23 protein-coding genes are annotated in these 19,166 nt (G+C 51.2%); 12 read left to right on the top strand and 11 right to left on the bottom strand.

The window, feature by feature from the left end:
- Positions 1-9: 9 nt before the first annotated feature.
- From ACT3XD_RS02340 to fliR, 8 genes are all read left to right on the top strand, one after another.
- On the top strand, positions 10-1,323 hold the full coding sequence (locus ACT3XD_RS02340; protein ID WP_192536431.1) for a flagellar hook-length control protein FliK: 1,314 nt from the start codon (positions 10-12) through the stop codon (positions 1,321-1,323).
- A 162-nt stretch (positions 1,324-1,485) separates the two neighbouring features.
- Complete coding sequence (gene fliL / locus ACT3XD_RS02335; protein WP_192536555.1) at positions 1,486-1,962, top strand: flagellar basal body-associated protein FliL; 477 nt, start codon at positions 1,486-1,488, stop codon at positions 1,960-1,962.
- A gap of 20 nt (positions 1,963-1,982) precedes the next feature.
- Positions 1,983-3,038, top strand: coding sequence for a flagellar motor switch protein FliM (fliM, locus tag ACT3XD_RS02330; RefSeq protein ID WP_192536430.1), 1,056 nt, complete (start codon positions 1,983-1,985; stop codon positions 3,036-3,038).
- Positions 3,035-3,550: a flagellar motor switch protein FliN gene (gene fliN, locus ACT3XD_RS02325; RefSeq protein ID WP_192536429.1), complete on the top strand. Its 516-nt coding sequence runs from the start codon at positions 3,035-3,037 to the stop codon at positions 3,548-3,550. The genes fliM and fliN overlap by 4 nt, the downstream gene beginning before the upstream one ends.
- Positions 3,547-3,987, top strand: coding sequence for a flagellar biosynthetic protein FliO (gene fliO, locus ACT3XD_RS02320; RefSeq protein WP_192536428.1), 441 nt, complete (start codon positions 3,547-3,549; stop codon positions 3,985-3,987). Before fliN ends, fliO begins: the two co-directional genes overlap by 4 nt.
- Positions 3,988-3,995: 8 nt before the next feature.
- Positions 3,996-4,763 (top strand): flagellar type III secretion system pore protein FliP, encoded by a 768-nt coding sequence (fliP, locus tag ACT3XD_RS02315; protein ID WP_192536427.1) that lies wholly within the window; start codon positions 3,996-3,998, stop codon positions 4,761-4,763.
- A gap of 30 nt (positions 4,764-4,793) precedes the next feature.
- Positions 4,794-5,063, top strand: a complete 270-nt coding sequence (fliQ, locus tag ACT3XD_RS02310) for a flagellar biosynthesis protein FliQ (RefSeq protein ID WP_018917813.1) — start codon at positions 4,794-4,796, stop codon at positions 5,061-5,063.
- A 4-nt stretch (positions 5,064-5,067) separates the two neighbouring features.
- Entirely contained in the window at positions 5,068-5,859 is a 792-nt protein-coding gene (gene fliR / locus ACT3XD_RS02305; RefSeq protein ID WP_192536426.1) for a flagellar biosynthetic protein FliR, read from the top strand.
- Between the two features lie 74 nt (positions 5,860-5,933).
- Here fliR and flgL read toward each other — a convergent pair whose 3' ends face one another.
- The 11 genes from flgL to flgB form a co-directional block, all read right to left on the bottom strand.
- Positions 5,934-7,196 carry a flagellar hook-associated protein FlgL gene (flgL, locus tag ACT3XD_RS02300; protein WP_192536425.1) on the bottom strand — a complete coding sequence of 421 codons (1,263 nt, stop codon included), beginning with the start codon at positions 7,194-7,196 and terminating at the stop codon, positions 5,934-5,936.
- Positions 7,197-7,212: 16 nt separating this feature from the next.
- Positions 7,213-9,144: a flagellar hook-associated protein FlgK gene (gene flgK / locus ACT3XD_RS02295; protein WP_192536424.1), complete on the bottom strand. Its 1,932-nt coding sequence runs from the start codon at positions 9,142-9,144 to the stop codon at positions 7,213-7,215.
- Positions 9,145-9,205: 61 nt separating this feature from the next.
- Positions 9,206-10,228 carry a flagellar assembly peptidoglycan hydrolase FlgJ gene (flgJ, locus tag ACT3XD_RS02290; protein ID WP_192536423.1) on the bottom strand — a complete coding sequence of 341 codons (1,023 nt, stop codon included), beginning with the start codon at positions 10,226-10,228 and terminating at the stop codon, positions 9,206-9,208.
- Complete coding sequence (locus ACT3XD_RS02285) at positions 10,228-11,358, bottom strand: flagellar basal body P-ring protein FlgI (RefSeq protein ID WP_192536422.1); 1,131 nt, start codon at positions 11,356-11,358, stop codon at positions 10,228-10,230. Before ACT3XD_RS02285 ends, flgJ begins: the two co-directional genes overlap by 1 nt.
- A gap of 46 nt (positions 11,359-11,404) precedes the next feature.
- Complete coding sequence (locus ACT3XD_RS02280; RefSeq protein ID WP_192536421.1) at positions 11,405-12,094, bottom strand: flagellar basal body L-ring protein FlgH; 690 nt, start codon at positions 12,092-12,094, stop codon at positions 11,405-11,407.
- Positions 12,095-12,118: 24 nt separating this feature from the next.
- Positions 12,119-12,901 carry a flagellar basal-body rod protein FlgG gene (gene flgG, locus ACT3XD_RS02275; protein WP_018917820.1) on the bottom strand — a complete coding sequence of 261 codons (783 nt, stop codon included), beginning with the start codon at positions 12,899-12,901 and terminating at the stop codon, positions 12,119-12,121.
- A gap of 35 nt (positions 12,902-12,936) precedes the next feature.
- The gene (locus tag ACT3XD_RS02270) at positions 12,937-13,695 is read right to left on the bottom strand and encodes a flagellar basal body rod protein FlgF (RefSeq protein ID WP_192536420.1); all 759 of its coding nucleotides are present in this window, start codon (positions 13,693-13,695) and stop codon (positions 12,937-12,939) included.
- A 31-nt stretch (positions 13,696-13,726) separates the two neighbouring features.
- Positions 13,727-14,944, bottom strand: coding sequence for a flagellar hook protein FlgE (gene flgE / locus ACT3XD_RS02265; RefSeq protein ID WP_192536419.1), 1,218 nt, complete (start codon positions 14,942-14,944; stop codon positions 13,727-13,729).
- A gap of 36 nt (positions 14,945-14,980) precedes the next feature.
- A complete protein-coding gene (locus tag ACT3XD_RS02260) occupies positions 14,981-15,676 on the bottom strand; it encodes a flagellar hook assembly protein FlgD (RefSeq protein ID WP_192536418.1) in 696 nt (231 codons plus the stop codon).
- A gap of 2 nt (positions 15,677-15,678) precedes the next feature.
- Positions 15,679-16,089, bottom strand: coding sequence for a flagellar basal body rod protein FlgC (gene flgC, locus ACT3XD_RS02255; RefSeq protein ID WP_192536417.1), 411 nt, complete (start codon positions 16,087-16,089; stop codon positions 15,679-15,681).
- Positions 16,090-16,116: 27 nt separating this feature from the next.
- A complete protein-coding gene (flgB, locus tag ACT3XD_RS02250; protein ID WP_192536416.1) occupies positions 16,117-16,548 on the bottom strand; it encodes a flagellar basal body rod protein FlgB in 432 nt (143 codons plus the stop codon).
- Between the two features lie 207 nt (positions 16,549-16,755).
- On the opposite strand from flgB, the gene flgA reads away from it, so the two are divergent.
- The 4 genes from flgA to ACT3XD_RS02230 all read left to right on the top strand — a co-directional run bounded on the left by flgA (position 16,756) and on the right by ACT3XD_RS02230 (position 19,121).
- Positions 16,756-17,466, top strand: a complete 711-nt coding sequence (gene flgA / locus ACT3XD_RS02245) for a flagellar basal body P-ring formation chaperone FlgA (RefSeq protein ID WP_225735979.1) — start codon at positions 16,756-16,758, stop codon at positions 17,464-17,466.
- Between the two features lie 87 nt (positions 17,467-17,553).
- Positions 17,554-17,820: a flagellar biosynthesis anti-sigma factor FlgM gene (gene flgM / locus ACT3XD_RS02240; RefSeq protein ID WP_192536415.1), complete on the top strand. Its 267-nt coding sequence runs from the start codon at positions 17,554-17,556 to the stop codon at positions 17,818-17,820.
- Between the two features lie 11 nt (positions 17,821-17,831).
- Positions 17,832-18,281, top strand: a complete 450-nt coding sequence (locus ACT3XD_RS02235) for a flagella synthesis protein FlgN (RefSeq protein WP_192536414.1) — start codon at positions 17,832-17,834, stop codon at positions 18,279-18,281.
- Positions 18,282-18,380: 99 nt separating this feature from the next.
- Positions 18,381-19,121: an SDR family NAD(P)-dependent oxidoreductase gene (locus ACT3XD_RS02230; RefSeq protein ID WP_192536413.1), complete on the top strand. Its 741-nt coding sequence runs from the start codon at positions 18,381-18,383 to the stop codon at positions 19,119-19,121.
- Positions 19,122-19,166: the final 45 nt, after the last annotated feature.

The following is a 19,166-nucleotide window of genomic DNA, read 5'->3' as shown; positions in this document are numbered from 1 at the left end:
GAACGGTATATGAATATACAATTATTGCTTTCGGGGGCTCAAAGCCAAGGTGCCTCCTCGGTAACCAAGCAGACGTTATACAATACCTTGGAATCGTCTCAAGGCGCCTTTCGCCAGGCGCTTTCTCAAGCTGCCAACGCGCCGTCAAACGCTTCTCAAACGCGTCAGACCAGCGATCCAGCCGCTATAACAGCTCAACCGTTGCAAGCACTTGGCTTTGAATTTAGCGAACAATCACTTGCCTCGCTATTATCAGGGGAAAGCTATGCGGGCGAGGGGTTGACACCGCTTGATGAAATTGCAGCCCGCATGGACCTGGTTGCCTTGTTCGCCGCGATACCGGCTGCTGACGCACAGCTTGAGAAAACCCCGACGCTGGAAACGCTTATCCAACAGCTCAACCTGGGTGAGGATCAAGTTGCAGAGCTTCTGGGCGCACTCGGCATCCGTCATCAAGCCGACCAAGCATCGGGGCTTACAGAGTCGCTTGCAAGCCTTAGCGAAGAGCAAGCTGACCAACTGATTAGCGCATTAAGCATCTTGTTGGCGGCGCCTCAGAATAGCGTTGCTCTTCAAACATCTGCTGCACCGACTCAATTAATGAATAGCCAGAACGCGTTTAATCAGGGCTCGCCGCCCCTCCTTCATGCCACTCCAGCTGGCTCGCCAAATCAGACCACTGCGCCGGTAAACGGCCAAGAGTTTCTGACACAACTTGGAGCGCTGGCACCCGCAACGCAGGCAGATAGTCAGGCCATGCTGTCTGTCCTTGAAGATCGCGATCCATCGTTACGCGCAAGCCCTATAGCCACGGCACTGTCAGGGCACACAGCACTTGGCAATACCTCCTCCATAGCAGCACCGGGAGTTCCCACCGCACAGGCTTCAATAGGCACGTCTGTTAACAGCCCCGCCTGGCCTGCGCAGCTTGGCCAACAGCTTGTGCAGTTCGCTCAGCGCGGTGGAGAGCAACAGGTGAAAATGCAACTGCATCCGGCGGAGCTTGGTCCTCTTTCGATCACTTTAAAAGTAAGTGAGCAGGGCACGCAGGCGCATTTCTTGGCGTCTCATATGCAGGTTCGTCAGGTTATTGAGCAAGCGATACCTCAGCTACGTGAAGCGCTTGCGGAGCAGGGCATTTCATTAGGAGAAACGTCCGTTGGCGAACAGCATAGCTCCAATGAGCAAGCCTTTGCCCAAAACGGCAATTCAGCCACTTCAAATGGCAGCGGTGGCGTCTCCGAAGCGGACAGTGACTCATTGACGCCTGCGGCGGAAAATCATTCTATAACGCTTGATGGCCGAGTTGATCTTTACGCTTAGCGTCAGCGAAATTGATAGCAACTTACGATTTAGATACGTAGAAAACAGCTAAACCAAAAGATAGGCTCGCCAAGCGAGCCTGTTCATTTCATCACTCACAGCCATATTAGGCATAATGCGTAATCAGTGGCATGTGTAGCGATTATGGGAACGAAACGAGAAATGGCTGAAAAAAGCGGCGGCTCCAAAAAACTGCTCTGGATAATGATTGTTCTAGTGCTCCTCTCTTCAGCGGGCGCGGCTGCCGCCATTTATATGGTGCTCGACCAGCGAGATGGCCATAGCGCTGACGAAGGAACCCAGCCAACAGCAGAGCGCGAACCACCTGTTTTTACCCGCATTGACCCCTTTACGGTCAATCTCGCCGATGACAGCTATGGGTCTCGCTTACTATATACAGGCATCACGCTGCGTGTAGGTAATGAGGAAAGCAAAGCAATTATCGAAGAACATATGCCTCAGGTGCGTAGCCGGCTACTGATTTTACTGTCGGGTAAACAGGCCAGCGAACTTACCTCGGTTGAAGGCAAAGAACAGCTCGCGCAGGCTATTATCAGCCGCCTCGGCGTTCCTTTAACGGAAAACCAGCCGCCGCTTGATTTACGCGAAGTGCTGTTTACCGAATTTATTGTGCAATAAGCCGGGAACTGGAGCCGTTCATGTCGCAGGACGATCTACTGTCCCAGGAAGAAATTGACGCCTTATTAAAAGGTGTCAGTGGTGATGATGAGCCATCGCCTTCAGCATCGCCATCACAGGATGAGGCGCGCATTCGCCCTTATGATCCCTCAACGCAACATCGGGTCATTCGTGAGCGGCTGCATGCACTCGACTTTATCAATGAGCGCTTTGCCCGCTACTTCCGAAACGGTTTATTTAACTTGATTCGGCGCAGCGCCGATATCACGGTTGAATCCGTTCGCTATCAAAGTTTTAGCGAGTTTTCACGCAATGTTCCGGTGCCGACCAACCTGAACCTTGTGTCAATGAAGCCCTTGCGCGGTTCTGCACTCGTTGTGTTTCCACCCAATCTTGTGTTTATGGTAGTGGATAACTTATTTGGCGGCGATGGGCGCTTTGTCACCAAGTCAGACGGTCGTGAGTTTACCAATACAGAGCAGCGCATTATTCACCGCCTACTGAACCTGGCCATCGATGCCTATCAGGAAGCGTGGAAAGTCGTGTATCCGCTTGATGTTAATTTTATGCGCTCTGAAGTGCAGTCCAAGTTTGCCAACATCACCAATTCCCCCAACGAAATTGTAGTTAATACCAAGTTCAACATTGAGGTGGGCAACCTCTCAAGCAATTTCCAGATCTGCATGCCTTACGCCATGATTGAGCCTTTACGGGATCTGCTGGCCAACCCTATCAATGATAGTAATCACGACCATGACGGCACTTGGTCTCGCCGTATGGCCAGCGAATTACGTCAATCTGAAGTAGAGCTTGTAGCGGAGTTTGCCCAAATACCTAGCCGTATTGCGCACGTGATGGGGCTCAAGCAAGGCGACGTATTACCGTTAGATATCCCCAATACGATAACCGCTCGTGTTGATGGAGTCCCCGTCATGGAATGCGAATATGGCAGCCAGCGTCAGCAGCATGCGCTGCGCGTACTTCACATGATCGACCATGCCGCTATGAATAACGTATCGTCAAAGGACTTTATTAAAGGTTCGACGCGACAGAAAGCCAAGGAATCCAAAGCATGACTGATCCCAACAAACCCGATCAAAATGTCTCCGATGACGATTGGGCGGACGCCATGTCTGAACAAGCAGAGAACCCAGCCACTAACGATGTCGCCGACGAGGAAGATCCATGGGCGGCGGCGATGGCCGAACAGGAAGCAGCGGAAGAGCAACCCGCACCTAGCGACGCGGCACCTGACACTTCAACGGCCAAAGCGGCAAGCGACGATATCTTTCGCCCTCTCAGCGCCATAGGTGAAAGTGCGCAGGCGCGTGATCTTGAAATGATCATGGATATTCCGGTCAAGCTTACCGTTGAGCTTGGCCGTACAAAATTAACGATCAAGCAACTACTTGAGCTAGCGCAAGGGTCTGTTATCGAGCTTGACGGGCTAGCGGGTGAACCCATGGATATCCTGATTAACGGCTATTTGATCGCACAGGGTGAAGTCGTCGTTATTGAAGACAAGTACGGTATCCGTATTACGGAAATCATTACTCCTTCCGAGCGCATTCACAAGCTTAATCGATGAGCGCTGAAACAACCTCACTCCCAAGCGGCGCGCTAGAGTCGCTTAGCGATAGTGGCGATGCGTTTATCGGCATGGCCATGCTAGGCAAGACTGCCGCGGCGCTGGCATTTGTTATTGCCATGATTCTGCTTTGCACGGCACTTTTAAAACGCTGGCAGAACGTGCGCCCCCAACAGGGCGCTCGGCTTCGCGTTATCACCAGCACTGCAGTTGGAAATCGCGAGCGTGTCGTGGTGGTGGAAATCGAAGATACCTGGCTGGTCCTTGGGGTAAGCAGTGGGCGAATTACCAAGCTACACGAGCGCCCAGCCCCAGAAGAGCGCCCACCCGATGACTCTCCCGCCCCTGATGCTCCACGCTTTTCACAGCGGCTTTCTCAGGCGCTGGTAAAAAACCGGCGCAGAAGTACGCGCGACGACCCCCACCAAACACCATGAGGCATAGGATGCACTCCTCTCGGCCCTACTGGCAGTCTTGGCTGCTGTTTGGCATTGCGATTACGCTTTGTATACTGGTTAATCCCGCGCACGCACAGCAATTGCCAGGCATTATCTCGCAACCGCTTGAGGACGGTGGTCAGCAGTGGTCGCTATCACTTCAAACGCTGCTGTTTTTAAGCTCGCTGGCTTTTTTGCCCGCAATGCTACTGATGATGACCAGCTTTACCCGAATTATTATCGTCCTTAGCCTTCTTAGAACGGCGATGGGTACACAGGCAACGCCGCCTAATCAGGTACTGTTAGGTATTGCTCTCTTTTTGACCTTTTTTATTATGTCACCCGTTCTGGCCCAGGTGTACGACACTGCCTGGCAGCCTTTATCCAACGAAACCATTAATTTTGAAGAGTTTTTGGTGCGGGCCCAACTACCATTTCGTGAATTTATGCTGGCTCAGACGCGAGAACCCGACCTGGCTCTGTTCGTGCGCTTAGCAGATGTAGGCCCCCTACAAGGCCCTGAAGAGCTTCCTTTCAGGGTGCTTCTACCTGCCTTTGTTACCAGTGAGCTTAAAACTGCATTTCAAATTGGGTTTACTGTTTTTATTCCTTTTTTGATTATCGATTTAGTCGTGGCCAGTACGTTAATGGCACTCGGCATGATGATGGTGCCCCCGGTGACGATCTCACTACCGTTCAAATTAATGCTTTTTATATTGGTTGACGGTTGGCAGTTAATCATTGGCTCACTAGCCCAAAGCTTTTATGTTATTTAAGTGCCGCATTAAGCGGCAAGGAGCAATCCAATGACTCCTGAAATGGTGATGAGCATGGCTTACCAGGGCATGCGTGTAACGCTGTTTCTTGCAGGGCCTATACTACTGGCGGCACTCTTCACAGGCTTGATCGTCAGTCTCTTTCAAGCGGCCACGCAAATTAACGAAATGACGCTGACCTTTATTCCTAAAATTCTGGCGGTGTTTGCTGTCTTGGTACTCGCAGGCCCATGGCTGATTAGTTTGATTACTGATTTTACTACCCGGCTGTTTAGCAACATTCCCAACATGGTGATGTAATCCCATGGTGGATATCACCTTTGCGCAGCTGCAAGGCTGGTTAATAGCCTTTCTATGGCCCTTTGCGCGCATTACGGCGTTCATGGCCGCCTCTCCGCTTTGGGGACACTCAAGTATCCCCAACCAGGCAAAAGTGGGGCTCGCCGCGTTAGTTACCATTGTCATTGCTCCCATTCTTCCTGCCATGCCAAATGTGGCCATTATGTCGTGGGCAGGGGTCGGCATCATGGTGGAACAGATGCTTATCGGGCTGGCCATGGGGCTGGTGATGCATATTGTGTTTGCTGTTGTTCAGGCGGCCGGGGAGTATATTGGTTTGCAGATGGGGCTAGCATTTGCGACCTTTTTTGATGCTTCAAGCGGCACCAACATCATGGTGCTTTCGCGTATTTTATATATGATTACGCTGTTGATGTTTTTAGCGTTTAATGGCCATTTAATGGTACTTGAAACGCTGATTATGAGTTTTGTGACCTTACCCATTGGCATAGGAGGCTTAAACCCTGGCGCCTTTGAGCTTCTTGCCCGTTACGCAGGTACCATTTTTGCCTCCGGCATGTTATTGGCATTGCCACTGGTAGGCGCCCTGCTGATTATTAACCTGGCGCTCGGCATTCTTAACCGCTCCGCCCCCCAACTTACGGTTTTCAATATCGGCTTTCCCACCTCACTAACCGTAGGTATTACTCTTTTAATGGTATTGATGAACGATATCGGACGTTTTTTGCAGTCTCTCTTTAGCCAAGCGCTTGGAATGATGCAAACCTTAATAGAAACAATGGCACCCATAAACTAAAGCCCCTATATCAAAGCCCCCATGCCTAAAAGGCACAGGGGCTTTAAATAGCGATGTCTATCTGTGGCTTACAATTACATATAGTCGAACAGAGACATACCTTTAATATCGACAAATGCTTTTTGCGATGCCTGCAAGCCAACCTGACGCAAACTGTACTCAGAAATCGCCTCGGCGTAATCAAGATCGACTAAATCTGATAATGTCTGCGTATAGTTCATCATTCGGTTGCTACCAACTGCATCAATAACATCCAGCTCATTCAGCCTTGCACCAGCAGAGGCACGTACCGTCAATACGTTATCCAGTGCGTTATCCAAATCGCGCATTGAGGTATTCAAGGTATTGCGCAGTTCCGCTCGCTCACTGGTACTTTCGGCTGGGGTTTCCAATACACGAATAGCCGACTCTAGCGTTTTAAACAGATCCGGTTCGCGCTGATCGCTGCCTGCCTGGGCGACTAAAATTTGGTCACCTGACTGCGGCTGGCCTTCTAATGAGACTTTCACTCCGCCGAACGAGAGCTGCTGTGTATCCGTGCCGCCAGTATAGGGCTGATCAACATGATCCTCTACGTTAGACCAGGCATTTGTGGCTTCGTCAAAACGCTGTACTGTATAGGTGGGCGCATCCTCCGTTCCGCCGAAGGCGACACGGTAGTCATCCCCATAATTGTCATCGCTAACGTCTGTGACCTGGGGGCCACTAAAGGTCACGCTACCCGTGTTGCGTGTGCCATCTTCTTTGACAGCTTCTGCAATATAGCCAGCACCACTGGGCACACTTTGGAAAATAGTTTTACCATTTTCGGTAACAGGCATTAAGCGGGAGGCGTCAACCTGCTGCTGACGACCATTGACATCGCCACTATATTCAACATTACCTTCAGCCGTTTTAACAAAAGGCGGCGCATTATCTTTATAGCCACCAAACAGATAGCGTCCATTGCCATCGGTAGCATTAGCCTGGCCAATCAGCGTTTCATAAACCCCTTTTAGCTCACTGGCAATCGACTCACGGTCAGCGTTGCTTAGGGTATCGCTGGAGGCCTGGATTAGCAGTGTTTTGGCACTAGTGACCGCATCACTCACGCTGTTTAATATGCTTTCTGTCTGAGAAAGCGAATTGCGAGCAGAAACGCGCGAGTCCGCATACTGCTCTGTGATGGCGATCGACTGATCAACACCAACGGCACGTGATGCCGCCTGCGGATCATCTGAAGGATTCACCACCCGACGACCGCTGGCGATCTGCTGGCTCACCTTTAAAAAATCGCTCTGCTGGCGGTTCATGGACGCCGTGCTTTGCTCAAACATGGTAACGGTACTAATACGCATAATTTAAGCTCCAGAATTAGCCGCGCAGGTTCAAGATGGTATCCATAATGGTGCCCGCCGTATCAATGACACGAGCGTTAGCCATATAGTACTGCTGGTAACGAATCAGGTTGGCGGCCTCTTCATCCAGGTTAACGCCCGACTCAGACTGCTGAACAGCACGCAACTGATCGGTTAGGCCTTGGCGCGCATCCAGGTTGACCTGAGTAATATTAGTGCGGTTACCGACATCGCTGACAATCGATGCATAAGCACCGCTCACTGAAGCGGAGCCACCCACCACGGACTTGCTCTGCAGTTCTTGCAGGGCCAATGCGTTACGGTTATCACCAGTGGCTGCGATAATGTTCTGGCTGACGGTTAACGTTGCCGTTGCATCCTCGTCTGGGAGTTCATCCAGCGTAAAACTGATGCCATCAATAACAATAGCATCTCCAGCTGATAACTTATCTTCAGATGCATCAAAGACTGCACCGTCAACGGTGATTCTTGCTTCAGGCGTCAGTGTCAGCGTACCTTCCTCATCCACCTTTAGCTGATATTGCTTATTCTCAGAAAAAGCGCCGGATGCTGTGCTTAACTCGCTAACATCTAAATTGCCCGTGCTTTTAAATGAGTTAAGCGGGCTGCCGCCTTGGTCATCAAGCCCCGCATCACCAGCGGCTATTTTGTCCACATCAGCAATATTAACTTCCATTCCGTTACCGGCACGGCGTACAGGCTGGATTTCGAAACGGTCACCGGAGCGCGCACTACCGTTAAATTCAACACTGATACCGCCAAATTTCAACTCATTACCGTTATCCCAAGATTCTTGATCAAACGCTACGACTTGCCCACTATCATTACGTGTAACGACAGGCGCATTGTCTTCAAAACGAACGGTGTAATCAGTTGCCTTAAGCTGGTCGATATTGGCGGCGTCAAATGTCACCGTCACATCAGCATTACCGATATTTTTCTCGTTGGCGTAACCTTGTGGCGCACGTACGGAGAAAAAGTCACCGCCCTGCTCACCATCCAGATCTACGCCTTTTTTATGCTGCTCGTTAAACGCAACGGATAGCGAAACAGCTAGTTGGCCAATCTGATTTTGAGTTTTGTCCAGCGTTTCTGAGCGGAAGGACATTAACCCACCTAACGCACCACCTTTGATCGTTGACTCGTCTAGCTTCGTTAAATTATTACCACCATCACGATAACCGACTACCGTACGCTGTGGGTCAGAATCAGCTTTCACTGCTTCAAGTTGGAATGAGTTTGTTCCCGTTACCAGTGGCTGGCCATTGGGCAAACTAATGTTATAGGTTTTGCCGTCTTGAATATTTAGACGCAGATCCATCCGCTCGTTAAGATCGGAAACCATTTTATCGCGCTGGTTAAGCAAACTATTAGGCGCTTCGCCTGTTCGCGCACGAGCCAAGGCAATCTCTTTATTTAAGCCCGCAATCTGCTCTGTCGTATTATTGATCTGGGTAACTTCGTCTTTGATTTGGCTATTGATATTGCTCTGCATATCCTGCAGATAGCCATCAAAAGAACGGAACTGAGCACTCAATGTATTGGCTGTACCTAATACGCCTTGCCGAGCGGCGGGGTCAGACGGCGAGCTTGCAAGATCTTCCAGCGAAGAGAAGAAACCCTGCATCAACGGCGATAAGCCAGCTGCTCGGTCGGCCAGCAGATTATCGATTTGCGAAACCTGATTGTTATAGGTCTCAAGCGCACTCGATTGTGTTTTCGCATTGTTTAGCTGGTTAGCGACATAAATATTGAACTGTCGCTCAATAGCATTGACTTGAACACCGCCACTCACACGCCCTTCGCCCAGCTGGGTGAGTTCGCGGTTATAGCCGGGAGTAAAAATATTACTAATATTGTTACTGGTGGTGTTGAGGGCATTCTGGGCGGCATTAAGGCCGCTTAAGCCAACAGAAAACATGCTCATGGTTCATATCCTTGGGCCGATGGATAATTTATCGGCAGCGCCCTGAAAAACTTGAGCCCCGTTAGCGCGAATCAGCTAAGAAAGTACTCTGTGTTACTGGCCCCATGGTATTCATGACGGCGACCAATTTTTGTGCATAGCGCGGGTCAGTTGCATAACCACCCTGCTGCAGGGCATGGGCTGCCTGCTCGGCATTAGCAGCCTGCACAACACCAGCATAGCGAGGATTATTACCGATCAGGTTGGCATAGTCGGTAAGCGAATGTTCAAACGAATCATATACCCGGAACGTATCAACGACCTGGGTACGCCGACCGTTAATATATTCGTGAGTCACGATATCCGTTGTCTCGCCCTGCCAGTGGCTACCTGCCTTGATTCCAAACAGGTTATGGCTATTGCCTCCCCGATGAGTCGGTATTTCATGCCGCCCCCAGCCGGTTTCAAGCGCCGCCTGAGCTAGAATAAGCTCTGCAGGCACTCCGCTGGCCGCACTGGCAGCTTGAGCGGGTACCGCTAGTTTTTCCATAAATCGCTGCACGTGATCAGGCGCATTGACTGTTGTTACCGGAGCATTAATAGTGATCGGCTGGCTTTCTTCGACGATGGTGCCCTGACGTATTGCTTCAAGCTCGCTCAAGAATCGGCTAGTGGCTTGAGCGCCTACAGCACGCTCATCTTGAGGCTGTAGCGCCCCATCCAGCACGCGAGGCGTACCACGAGGGATGCCCGCAATTAGCGTTTGTAGCTCTTGGTCAGCGTTATTAGCGTTACCTACAACGCCTTGGCGCTTTAGCTGGTCTACCAACACATCGGCTAACCCCATACCTTTAGACGCAATTACCTGTGACCACTGTTGGTCCAACATCTGTTGGTAGGTATCGGTCGTGCTACTGCTCAGTAAACCGGAGGTGGGGATGGCGTCACGCATACTCTTCATCATCATTTGTACGAAAAGCGCTTCAAACTGCTGGGCGGCCGAATACACACCGGCTTCAGGGTCCATTCGAGCGGTATGCTGCAAGCGCTGAAAGCCCTGCACATCGAGTGCAAACTGGCTGGTCATGTCATTGGAAATACTCATCAGATGACCTCCAGCTCAGCGCGAAGCGAGCCGGACGCTTTCAGCGCTTCCAGAATCGACATCAGATCCTGCGGCGTGGCACCCAGCGCATTCAAGGCGTTCACTACTTCATTAAGCTGCGCACCTTCAACAATCTGAAGATAGGCCTCCTGCTGCTCGATATTAATATCGGCATCCGGCACCACCACGGTTTGCCCCTGCCCTAAGGGCGCTGGCTGACTCACACCAAAGCGCGTATCAATCATGATCGACAGGCTGCCATGGGCAACCGCGGCCTGGCGCAGCGTCACGGCGCTATTCATCACCACAGAGCCCGTGCGCGAATTCAGTACCACTCGCGCCGGGGCTTCTGTGGGCGTGACCTGGACATTCTCGACCCGCGCCATGAAATTGACCCGCGCGTTAGGGTCAAGTGGGCCATCCAAAGCGATCACACGGCCATCGCGAGCATAGGCAACCGACTGGCCAAACTCGCTATTAATGGCCGTTACCATGCGCTGCACGGTACCAAAGTCAGCATCGTTCAGCTGCAGCTCCAGTAAGCCGCCATTGCCCCCCAGGTTCAACGGCACCTCACGTTCAACCAGCGCTCCGCCGGGGATACGCCCTGAGGCCTGCTGGTTGATCTGCACGCTACTTCCACCGGCCTGGGCACCCGCACCACCTACCAGCATATTGCCTTGGGCAATCGCATAGGTATCACCATCAGCCCCCTTCAGCGGCGACATCAAGAGTGTACCGCCGCGCAGGCTACGCGCGTTGGCAATCGACGAAACGACAATATCTAGACGCTGGCCGGGGCGCGAAAAGGGGGGAAGATCAGCGGTTATCATGACGGCCGCTACGTTACGCAGCTGCATATTGGTACCCGGCGGGATAGTCACGCCCAGCTGTGACAGCATGTTCGTCAAGCTCTGGCCGGTAAACGGTGCCTGAGTCGTTTGGTCACCGGTGCTGTCCAGGCCCACGACCAGCCCGTAACCCACTAGTTGGTTATCGCGCACGCCGGCAAAGGTGGCCAGCTCGCGGATGCGTTCAGCATGGGCCGGAAAGGCAAGCAGGCACACAAGCAGAACGCTACCTAGTTGAGCTAGCTGTCTTTTAATGGATTTAACACCGTTTAGCCGCATTGCCATCACTCTAGATTACTCTGCTGTTTGGTTTTTCCAGACATCGCTAGAAAGGCGAAACATTTAGGAAAAAGCGCTGCAGCCAACCCATATGCTGCGCTTCATTGATATAGCCATCGCCAACATATTCGATGCGGGCATCCGCGACTTGTGTTGATGGCACCGTATTCTGTGTCGTTATCGTTCGGGGGTTAACCACGCCCGAGAAACGAATAAATTCGGTTCCCTGGTTGATGGCTATCTGCTTCTCCCCTCTGACTCGCAAGTTGCCGTTATTCATGACTTCCAGTACGGACACCGTGATGGTGCCGGTGAAAGAGTTCGTCGCTTGCGCCCCGCCGCCACCGGTAAAATCACTGGCACCCGAAACATCAAAACCATATTCGGCCAGGGTATCCAGTACATCCGGTAATTGCGCCAGTGTCAGCGAAGAGCTACCTGCCCGGGCCGCGTTGGTACTAGCATTTTTGCTTGCACTTACCTGCTCATCCAGCACGATGGTGAGGATATCGCCCATGGCTCTAGGTCGGCGGTCTTCAAACAATGGCTGATAGCCACGCCGCGACTGGTAGATGGACCCATTGGCAACAGGCGGCGGACGATCCACGATATCAATCTGCTCCTGCTCGCCCACAACTGAGGCGCGGGGTATCTGCGCGCAGCCAGCGGCCAGCAATATAAAAAACAGCAAAGCGATGACGCCTAGCCGACGGCTAACGTGGTGAAATTCCCGCATGGCTCAATAAACCTCAACGCGCACTTATAACTGGCTTAAGCGTGCCAGCATTTCATCGCTGGTAGATACCGCTTTACTGTTAATCTCATATGCACGCTGTGTCTGAATCATGCTGACCATTTCTTCTACGACATTCACGTTTGAGGTTTCAACATAGCCTTGAAACAGGCGTCCAGCGCCATTATTACCGGGTGCATTTTGGTTAGGGGCTCCCGATGCGCCGGTTTCCAGATATAAGTTGCCGCCCACGCTTTCTAAGCCGGCCGGATTAATAAACGACGCGACGTTGATTTGGCCAATATTAGCATCCTGGGCTATTCCTGGCTGACGAACGCTGACCGTACCATCTTCGCCAATAGACACCGACAGCGCATTTTCAGGAATAAAAATAGCAGGCTCTAACGGATAACCGTTTGCCGTCACCATCTGGCCATTTTCATTGAGCTGGAAGCTACCATCTCGGGTGTAGCCGTTAGTCCCATCAGGTAGTAATACCTGGAAGAAACCTTCACCGTTAATGGCAATATCACGCGAATTGCCGGTTTCTTCCAGGCCGCCTTGGGTATGTAGTCGCTCCGTGGCGACAGCACGCACTCCCGTGCCTACCTGCATACCTGAAGGCAGACGGTCCTGAATATTATTCTGCGCGCCAGGCTGGCGCATGTTCTGATACAGCAGATCTTCAAAAACCGGACGTGAGCGCTTGAATCCATTGGTGCTGACGTTGGCCAAGTTATTGGAGATAACGTCCAGCTTCGTCTGCTGAGACTCCAGCCCCGTCTTGGCGGTCCACAAAGAAGTAATCATGAGAATTCGTGTTCCCTTGGGTAAGCGGCTAGGGTTTAGCCCTGAATAGAGAGAATACTGTTGGCGCGCTGAGCATTTTCATCAGCGGTGCTGAGCATTTTCATTTGCATGTCGTAGCGCCGGGCAACATCGATCATCGATACCATGGCATCCACTGCGCTGACGTTGCTGCCCTCAAGTGCACCACTGACCAGGCGAGCGTTCTCGTCGCCTGGAAGGGCACCTGCCACGCCCTCTTCATTGAGGGGGCCACGAAACAGGCCATCATCGCCACGCGTCAGCGCGAGTTCATCAGGCGTTACCAGCTTGATACGGCCAACTTCAACCAACGCTTCAGGGCCTTCACCTTCGGGAATGGCACTGATCGTACCATCAGCGCCGATGGATACCTGAGCGCCTTGAGGCACAGCAATCGGACCACCGTCTCCCATAACCGGCCGCCCGACGTTAAGCAGTACGCCATCGCTGTCTAGCTGGAGGTCACCGCGCTTGGTGTAGGTTTCAGTGCCATCGTCTGCCAATACCGCCATCCAGGCGTTGCCCTGCATGGCTACATCCAGCGCACGGCCCGTAAACTCGACCGGCCCCTGGGAAAAATCGCTGCCCGGCGTCGTGGTTACTACTGACGTACGCGTTGCCAATAACGCTTCTCCCTGCACAGGCACAGAGCGTGCGGCCTGCAGCTGGGCACGAAACCCGGTAGTCGTCACATTCGACAGGTTATTGGTCACCACGGACTGCTGATCCATGGCGTGTTTAGCGCCACTCATGGCGGTATAAAGCATCCGATCCATACCACTTACTCCTTACAGAAATGACCCACTATTAAAGGTTAATAATGGTTTGCAGGAGCTCATCCTGGGTGCTGATAGTCTGTGAGTTAGCTTGGTAAGAGCGCTGCGCGACGATCATATCAACCAGCTCACGCGCCATGTCGACGTTAGAGGTCTCCGTTGCACTGGGCTGGATCATGCCACGTAAACCTTCGCCTGGTGCACCGACCAGCTCTTGTCCTGAAGAACCTGTTGCGGTCCAAAGATTATTACCTTCAGGTCGCAACCCTTCTGGATTACGGAACGTTACCAAAGCAACTTGCCCAGCGGCACGAGACTGCTCATTGGAATAGTTACGCATGACGGTGCCGTCATTCTCAAAAGTAATACCCACTAATGAACCAGACGTATACCCATCCTGGATAACGTCATTGACGGTCGAATTATTGGCAAACTGCGTACTACCTTCAAAACTAAGATCTATATCTAAGTTAGCGAGCGCGTTGCCTTCACCAAACTCAGTATCGTCAAATAGGGCGTTATTAGTATTATCCTCTTGCAAGACACCATTTTGATTAAATGTTAGCCCCCCTAGCGCAACGTCGTACGTTCCACTTCCCGCAGGCCCACCAGAGAGGCGTCCATTTACAGACCACTGGTTGTCAGCTGTTTTAGTAAAATACAACGCGAGATTTCGGGCATTACCCTGAGAGTCAAAAACGGTTGCATTTGTGGAGTAGTTATACGTGTTGGCATTTTCGGCATCGAAATCAGCATCAATGATCGGTTGACCTGAATTCAGGTTCAGGGAAACATTCAGGGCTGTCGATGCATTTGCAGGAAGGTCGCCTGGTGGAATATTCAAGGGGACAACATTGCCGCCCACTTGAACGTTGCCTTCTGCATCCGCCGGATACCCCATAAGCTGGGCACCTTGGGCATTAATTAAGCGACCATCCGCCGTCATGGTTAACTGTCCGTTGCGTGAATAAGCTGCTTCACCACTAGACTGTTGAAACCGGAAAAAACCTTCACCGGAAATCGCCAAATCCATATTACGTGACGTTGACTCTACGTTGCCCTGGCTAAAGTTCTGCAATACTGCAGATGTTCGTACACCTAGCCCAATGCGCGACTCTGCATACACATCAGCAAATTGCACGTTAGAGCTCTTGAAACCGACTGTTTGCGAGTTGGCAATATTATTACCAATCGCGCCTAACTTTTGCTGTTGCGCACTGAGACCGCTGAGTGCTTGTGAAAAGCTCATAATGTTCCCCTAAGAAAATTAGCGTTTAGCAGGTAATTACAGAATTTGTTTAATCTGATCCAGGGTGACCTGGCCATAGATCGCGCCAAGATCTAGGCGAACATTATCTCCACCGGTCCCAGGCGATACACCTTGTACCAGGGCATAGTTAAGCGCTCGAGACTCCATCAACTCGCCTTCTGCATTTGTGGCCTTGAAATTAACGTTGTAGGCACCTGCCGGTACTGCGGCACCATCGTTCGTCAATCCGCCCCAGCTAAAGGATTCAACACCTGCCGCCACCGCGCCCAGGTCCTTGGTATAAAGCACCTCACCTGCCTTGCTGGTAACCGTGACGACAACTTTTTCAGCGGCTGAATCCAGCTCAATACCAAAAGGCGTTGCGTAAGAGCCGTTCTCTTCATCGACACTGACCATCACATTATTGCCAGGCACCAATACCGCTTTATCGATCAACCCAGCTGCCTGCAAGGCTTTCGCCGCATCCATCTGCTGAGTAATGCCTTCAAGCGTGGAGTTAAGTTCTTCGATCCCGCTTACGGTATTAATTTGAGCCAACTGCGACGTCATTTCCGAATTTTCCATCGGCTTTAACGGATCTTGGTTTTGCAGCTGGGTAATTAGTAGCGTCATGAAGCTATTTCTAAGCTCATCTGACTGCCGAGCTGAAAGGCCATTGGAGCCACCACCGCTGTTAATACTGCTAACGACGCTTGTATCAATATTATTCATGCTTATCCCTCACCCAGCGAAAGCGTCTGAATCATCATTTGCTTTGTCGTATTGAAGACCTCGACATTCGCTTGGTAGGAACGAGAGGCAGAAATCATATTAACCATTTCGTGTACCGGCTCTACGTTGGGTTTCGCCACGTAGCCGTCTTCATCGGCGGCAGGATGATGCGGCATGTATTCAAGGCGCAAGGGAGAATCGTCTTCAACGATTTCGGAGACTCTCACGCCACCTACGCCGTAGCGGGTGTTTTGCGCCTGCGCTTCAAACATAACCTGCTTCGCGCGATACGTTTCACCATCTGGCCCTGCAATACTATCGGCATTGGCCATATTACTGGCGGTCACGTTCATACGTTGGGACTGAGCGCTCATGGCAGAACCGGCAACATCAAACGCTGAAAACATCGACATCATTTATCTCCTACGCAATCAGCCGGTTTATTCAGGCTGCATGGCGTTTTTCAGACCCTGGATACGGCGATTCATAATCGTAAGCGCCGCTTGGTAACGTACGGCATTGTCAGCAAATTGAGTGCGTTCACGATCCATATCAACCGTATTGCCATCTAGGCTGGGTTGGTCAGGAATCCGATATAGCAATTCCGTACTGCCTGCGCCTCGCCAAGCGGGGCCAGTGCCAGCCATATGCCGTTCAGAAGTACGCGATAGCGTTAAACCGCCGTTATTGTTTGGCTGGGATGCACCACCTTCAACGGCTTTTTTCAATTCGCTGGCGAAATCGATATCGCGCGCTTTATAGTTAGGCGTATCAGCATTCGCGATGTTGGCAGCCAATACTTCATGCCTTGATTGCCGCAAGCCTAACGCCTGCTGATGGTAGTTAAAGGCGGATTCTAATTGATCAATCATGCCAAGCCCTCGCTAGCTGGGAGGCAAAAATAAAATGAAATTTATTGAGGGTGGAGAATACGCGCCTGCCTGTCAGCTCAAAGCATGGAACAGCTAGTATTTACACCAGCATTTCGCCTGTTTCGTTTAATACTTTTTCGCTACACTCATCAGCTAAAGTTACACTCATTGGCTAAATTCGTTGTTTTTCCCTTCTGAGCTCCCACCATGTCATATCCGCTGCGCGTTACACGTCGCTGCTTGGCAGTGTTCAAGCGTTACTTTCTAATAGGCGCTTGTTTGTTTTGCTTTTCACATGCGTATGCCGATGATGCTCTTCTTCAACAAGTACATCAGTTTCTGTATCAGCAGACCCAATCACTGGGGGAAGAGGTTGTGATTGAGCTACGCCCGCCCTCACCACATCTCCCCCCCTGTGTTCAACCGGAGCCTTTTCTGCCTAATGCGGGCCAATCCCCTATTGGCCGCGTCTCGGTAGGCGTCAGGTGTGGTGAGACACACCAGCAGGTGCGCTACCTGCAGGCGCAAATAGATGTTATTGGCAGCTACTGGGTAGCACAGCATGATATTGAACGGGGCACGTTAATTACGCCGGACATGCTTGTGCAGCAGAGTGGTAATTTGAGCAACCTTTCTTCTCAAGCACTCATCGATAAAGCGGAAATCGTCGGCAAAATTGCACAGCGCCAAATTCGAAGCGGCAGTGCTTTTCAAAATCATTTCCTGCAGGCACCTTCGCTTGTGGAACGCGGTCAGCGCGTTACGGTCATAGCACAAGGCAGCTCATTTCGTGTTTCGCGCGAGGGTGAAGCATTGGAGAGTGGCGCCCAGGGAGACCGAGTTCGTGTACGCTTTAATACACGCGAATTGGTGACTGCCCGCGTTATCGAGCCAGGTATTTTAATGGTGGATTTTTAATTATGTGTCTAAAGTTTTAACCATTAAGGCCGATAGCTAATATCACAGGCGCAGAATACACAGACGTTGACCATAAAGGCACACAACGTGAAAATTGATAATCTCAATTCACTGCTTCGCTCTAACCAAGCACAGCAGCGTGATGAAACACAGAAAGCGGGTGGCTCTAAACCGGTTGAAGCGAGCAGCTCAGCGCGTGAATCGACTCAGCTTAGCCACTCACAAGTCGACGAAACCTATGACGTCGACGTCGCGAAAGTGCAGGAAATTCGTGATGCCATCCGTGAAGGCCGTCTTGAAATGGACGCTGCCCGCATTGCTGACGGCTTAATTGCTAATCTTTCAGAGTCATAAGGTAAATTATTATGAGTCTTGCCCGTTTGCTTTCCGATCAACAGCAACGCCTTGATGAGCTAGTAGCTCTACTATCGCGTGAGCAAACGCTTCTAACGCCGGGTGATATTGATGGTGCAGCACTCGCCAATGTTGCAGAAGACAAGCAAGCACTACTGACAGAGATTGAGCGTATTGAAACACTGCGTCGCAGTGTTCAAAAACGTCTTGGCTATGAAGATAATGCCAGCGGAGCTAATAAGGCTGCTAACGATGCTGGCTGCCAAACGGCCTGGGCAACGTTACTTGAAAAGAGTGAACGGGTTGCGCGCATGAACGAACTAACTGGGCAAATGCTTTCGGTACGTATGAAGCATAACCAGGACATGTTGAACTATATTCGTCAAATCGCAGAAAAAACACTCTATAAACCCGATGGCCGTAATAATGCTCAACCGGGAAGAATCAACGCATCAGCGTAACTATTTTCTTCAATACAGATAATCTGCTCTAAACTCCTTCTAGACAAATATCCAGCGTGCAACTTGAATGAGAGCCAACTTACTCTATTAGGCTTATTTATGCTGGACTACCTTCCTGACCGCTACACGGTTTTAGTTACCGGCGCCTCTGGTGGCATTGGTCATGCCGTATTACAGCACCTTTTATCCTCTTCTCAAGTGGGCCTTATTATTGCCGTTAGTCGTCAGCCACTTGATATTGCCGATGAACGTGTCACTTCACTCCCATTGGATGTAACTACTGAGGAAGGGCGCTTTGCACTGCGGGAAAAACTAAACGGGCAGCCAGTACATCTGTTTTTTAACGCCATCGGCTTACTGCATGATGACACTCAGCACCTTCAACCCGAAAAGCGGCTAGATCAATTGACTGCTGGTAACCTGCAGGCTCTCATGCACGTTAATGCCTTTACGCCAGCTTTACTGATCGCTGCGTTATCAGCCTCTCTTAAAGGGACACACGCTTGTATTGTTGCCAGCCTATCCGCCAGGGTTGGCTCCATCACAGACAACCAACTCGGGGGCTGGTATAGCTATCGAGCCAGCAAAGCAGCGCACAACATGTTGCTCAAAACGGCGGCGATTGAATTAAAAAGGCTTAACAAGGCGTCAATAGTCTTATGCCTACATCCAGGCACAACCTGCACACCTCTCTCAGAGCCGTTTCAGTCCCGGGTGCCTAACGAAAAGCTGTTTACTCCCGGCTTCGTTGCTAGTCAGCTATTGGATGTCATTAACAAGCGCACCCCAGAAGAAAGCGGTAGCTTTTGGGACTGGGCAGGCAAACCTATTGAGTGGTGAGTGGTGAGTGGTGAATTATAAGCAAAAAAAATCCCCCGAGGCGCG

The sequence above is a fragment of the Halomonas sp. AOP7-B1-5 genome, assembly GCF_052353045.1.
Classification (GTDB): domain Bacteria; phylum Pseudomonadota; class Gammaproteobacteria; order Pseudomonadales; family Halomonadaceae; genus Vreelandella; species Vreelandella colorata.
This window is presented reverse-complemented; position numbering and strand designations above follow the sequence as displayed.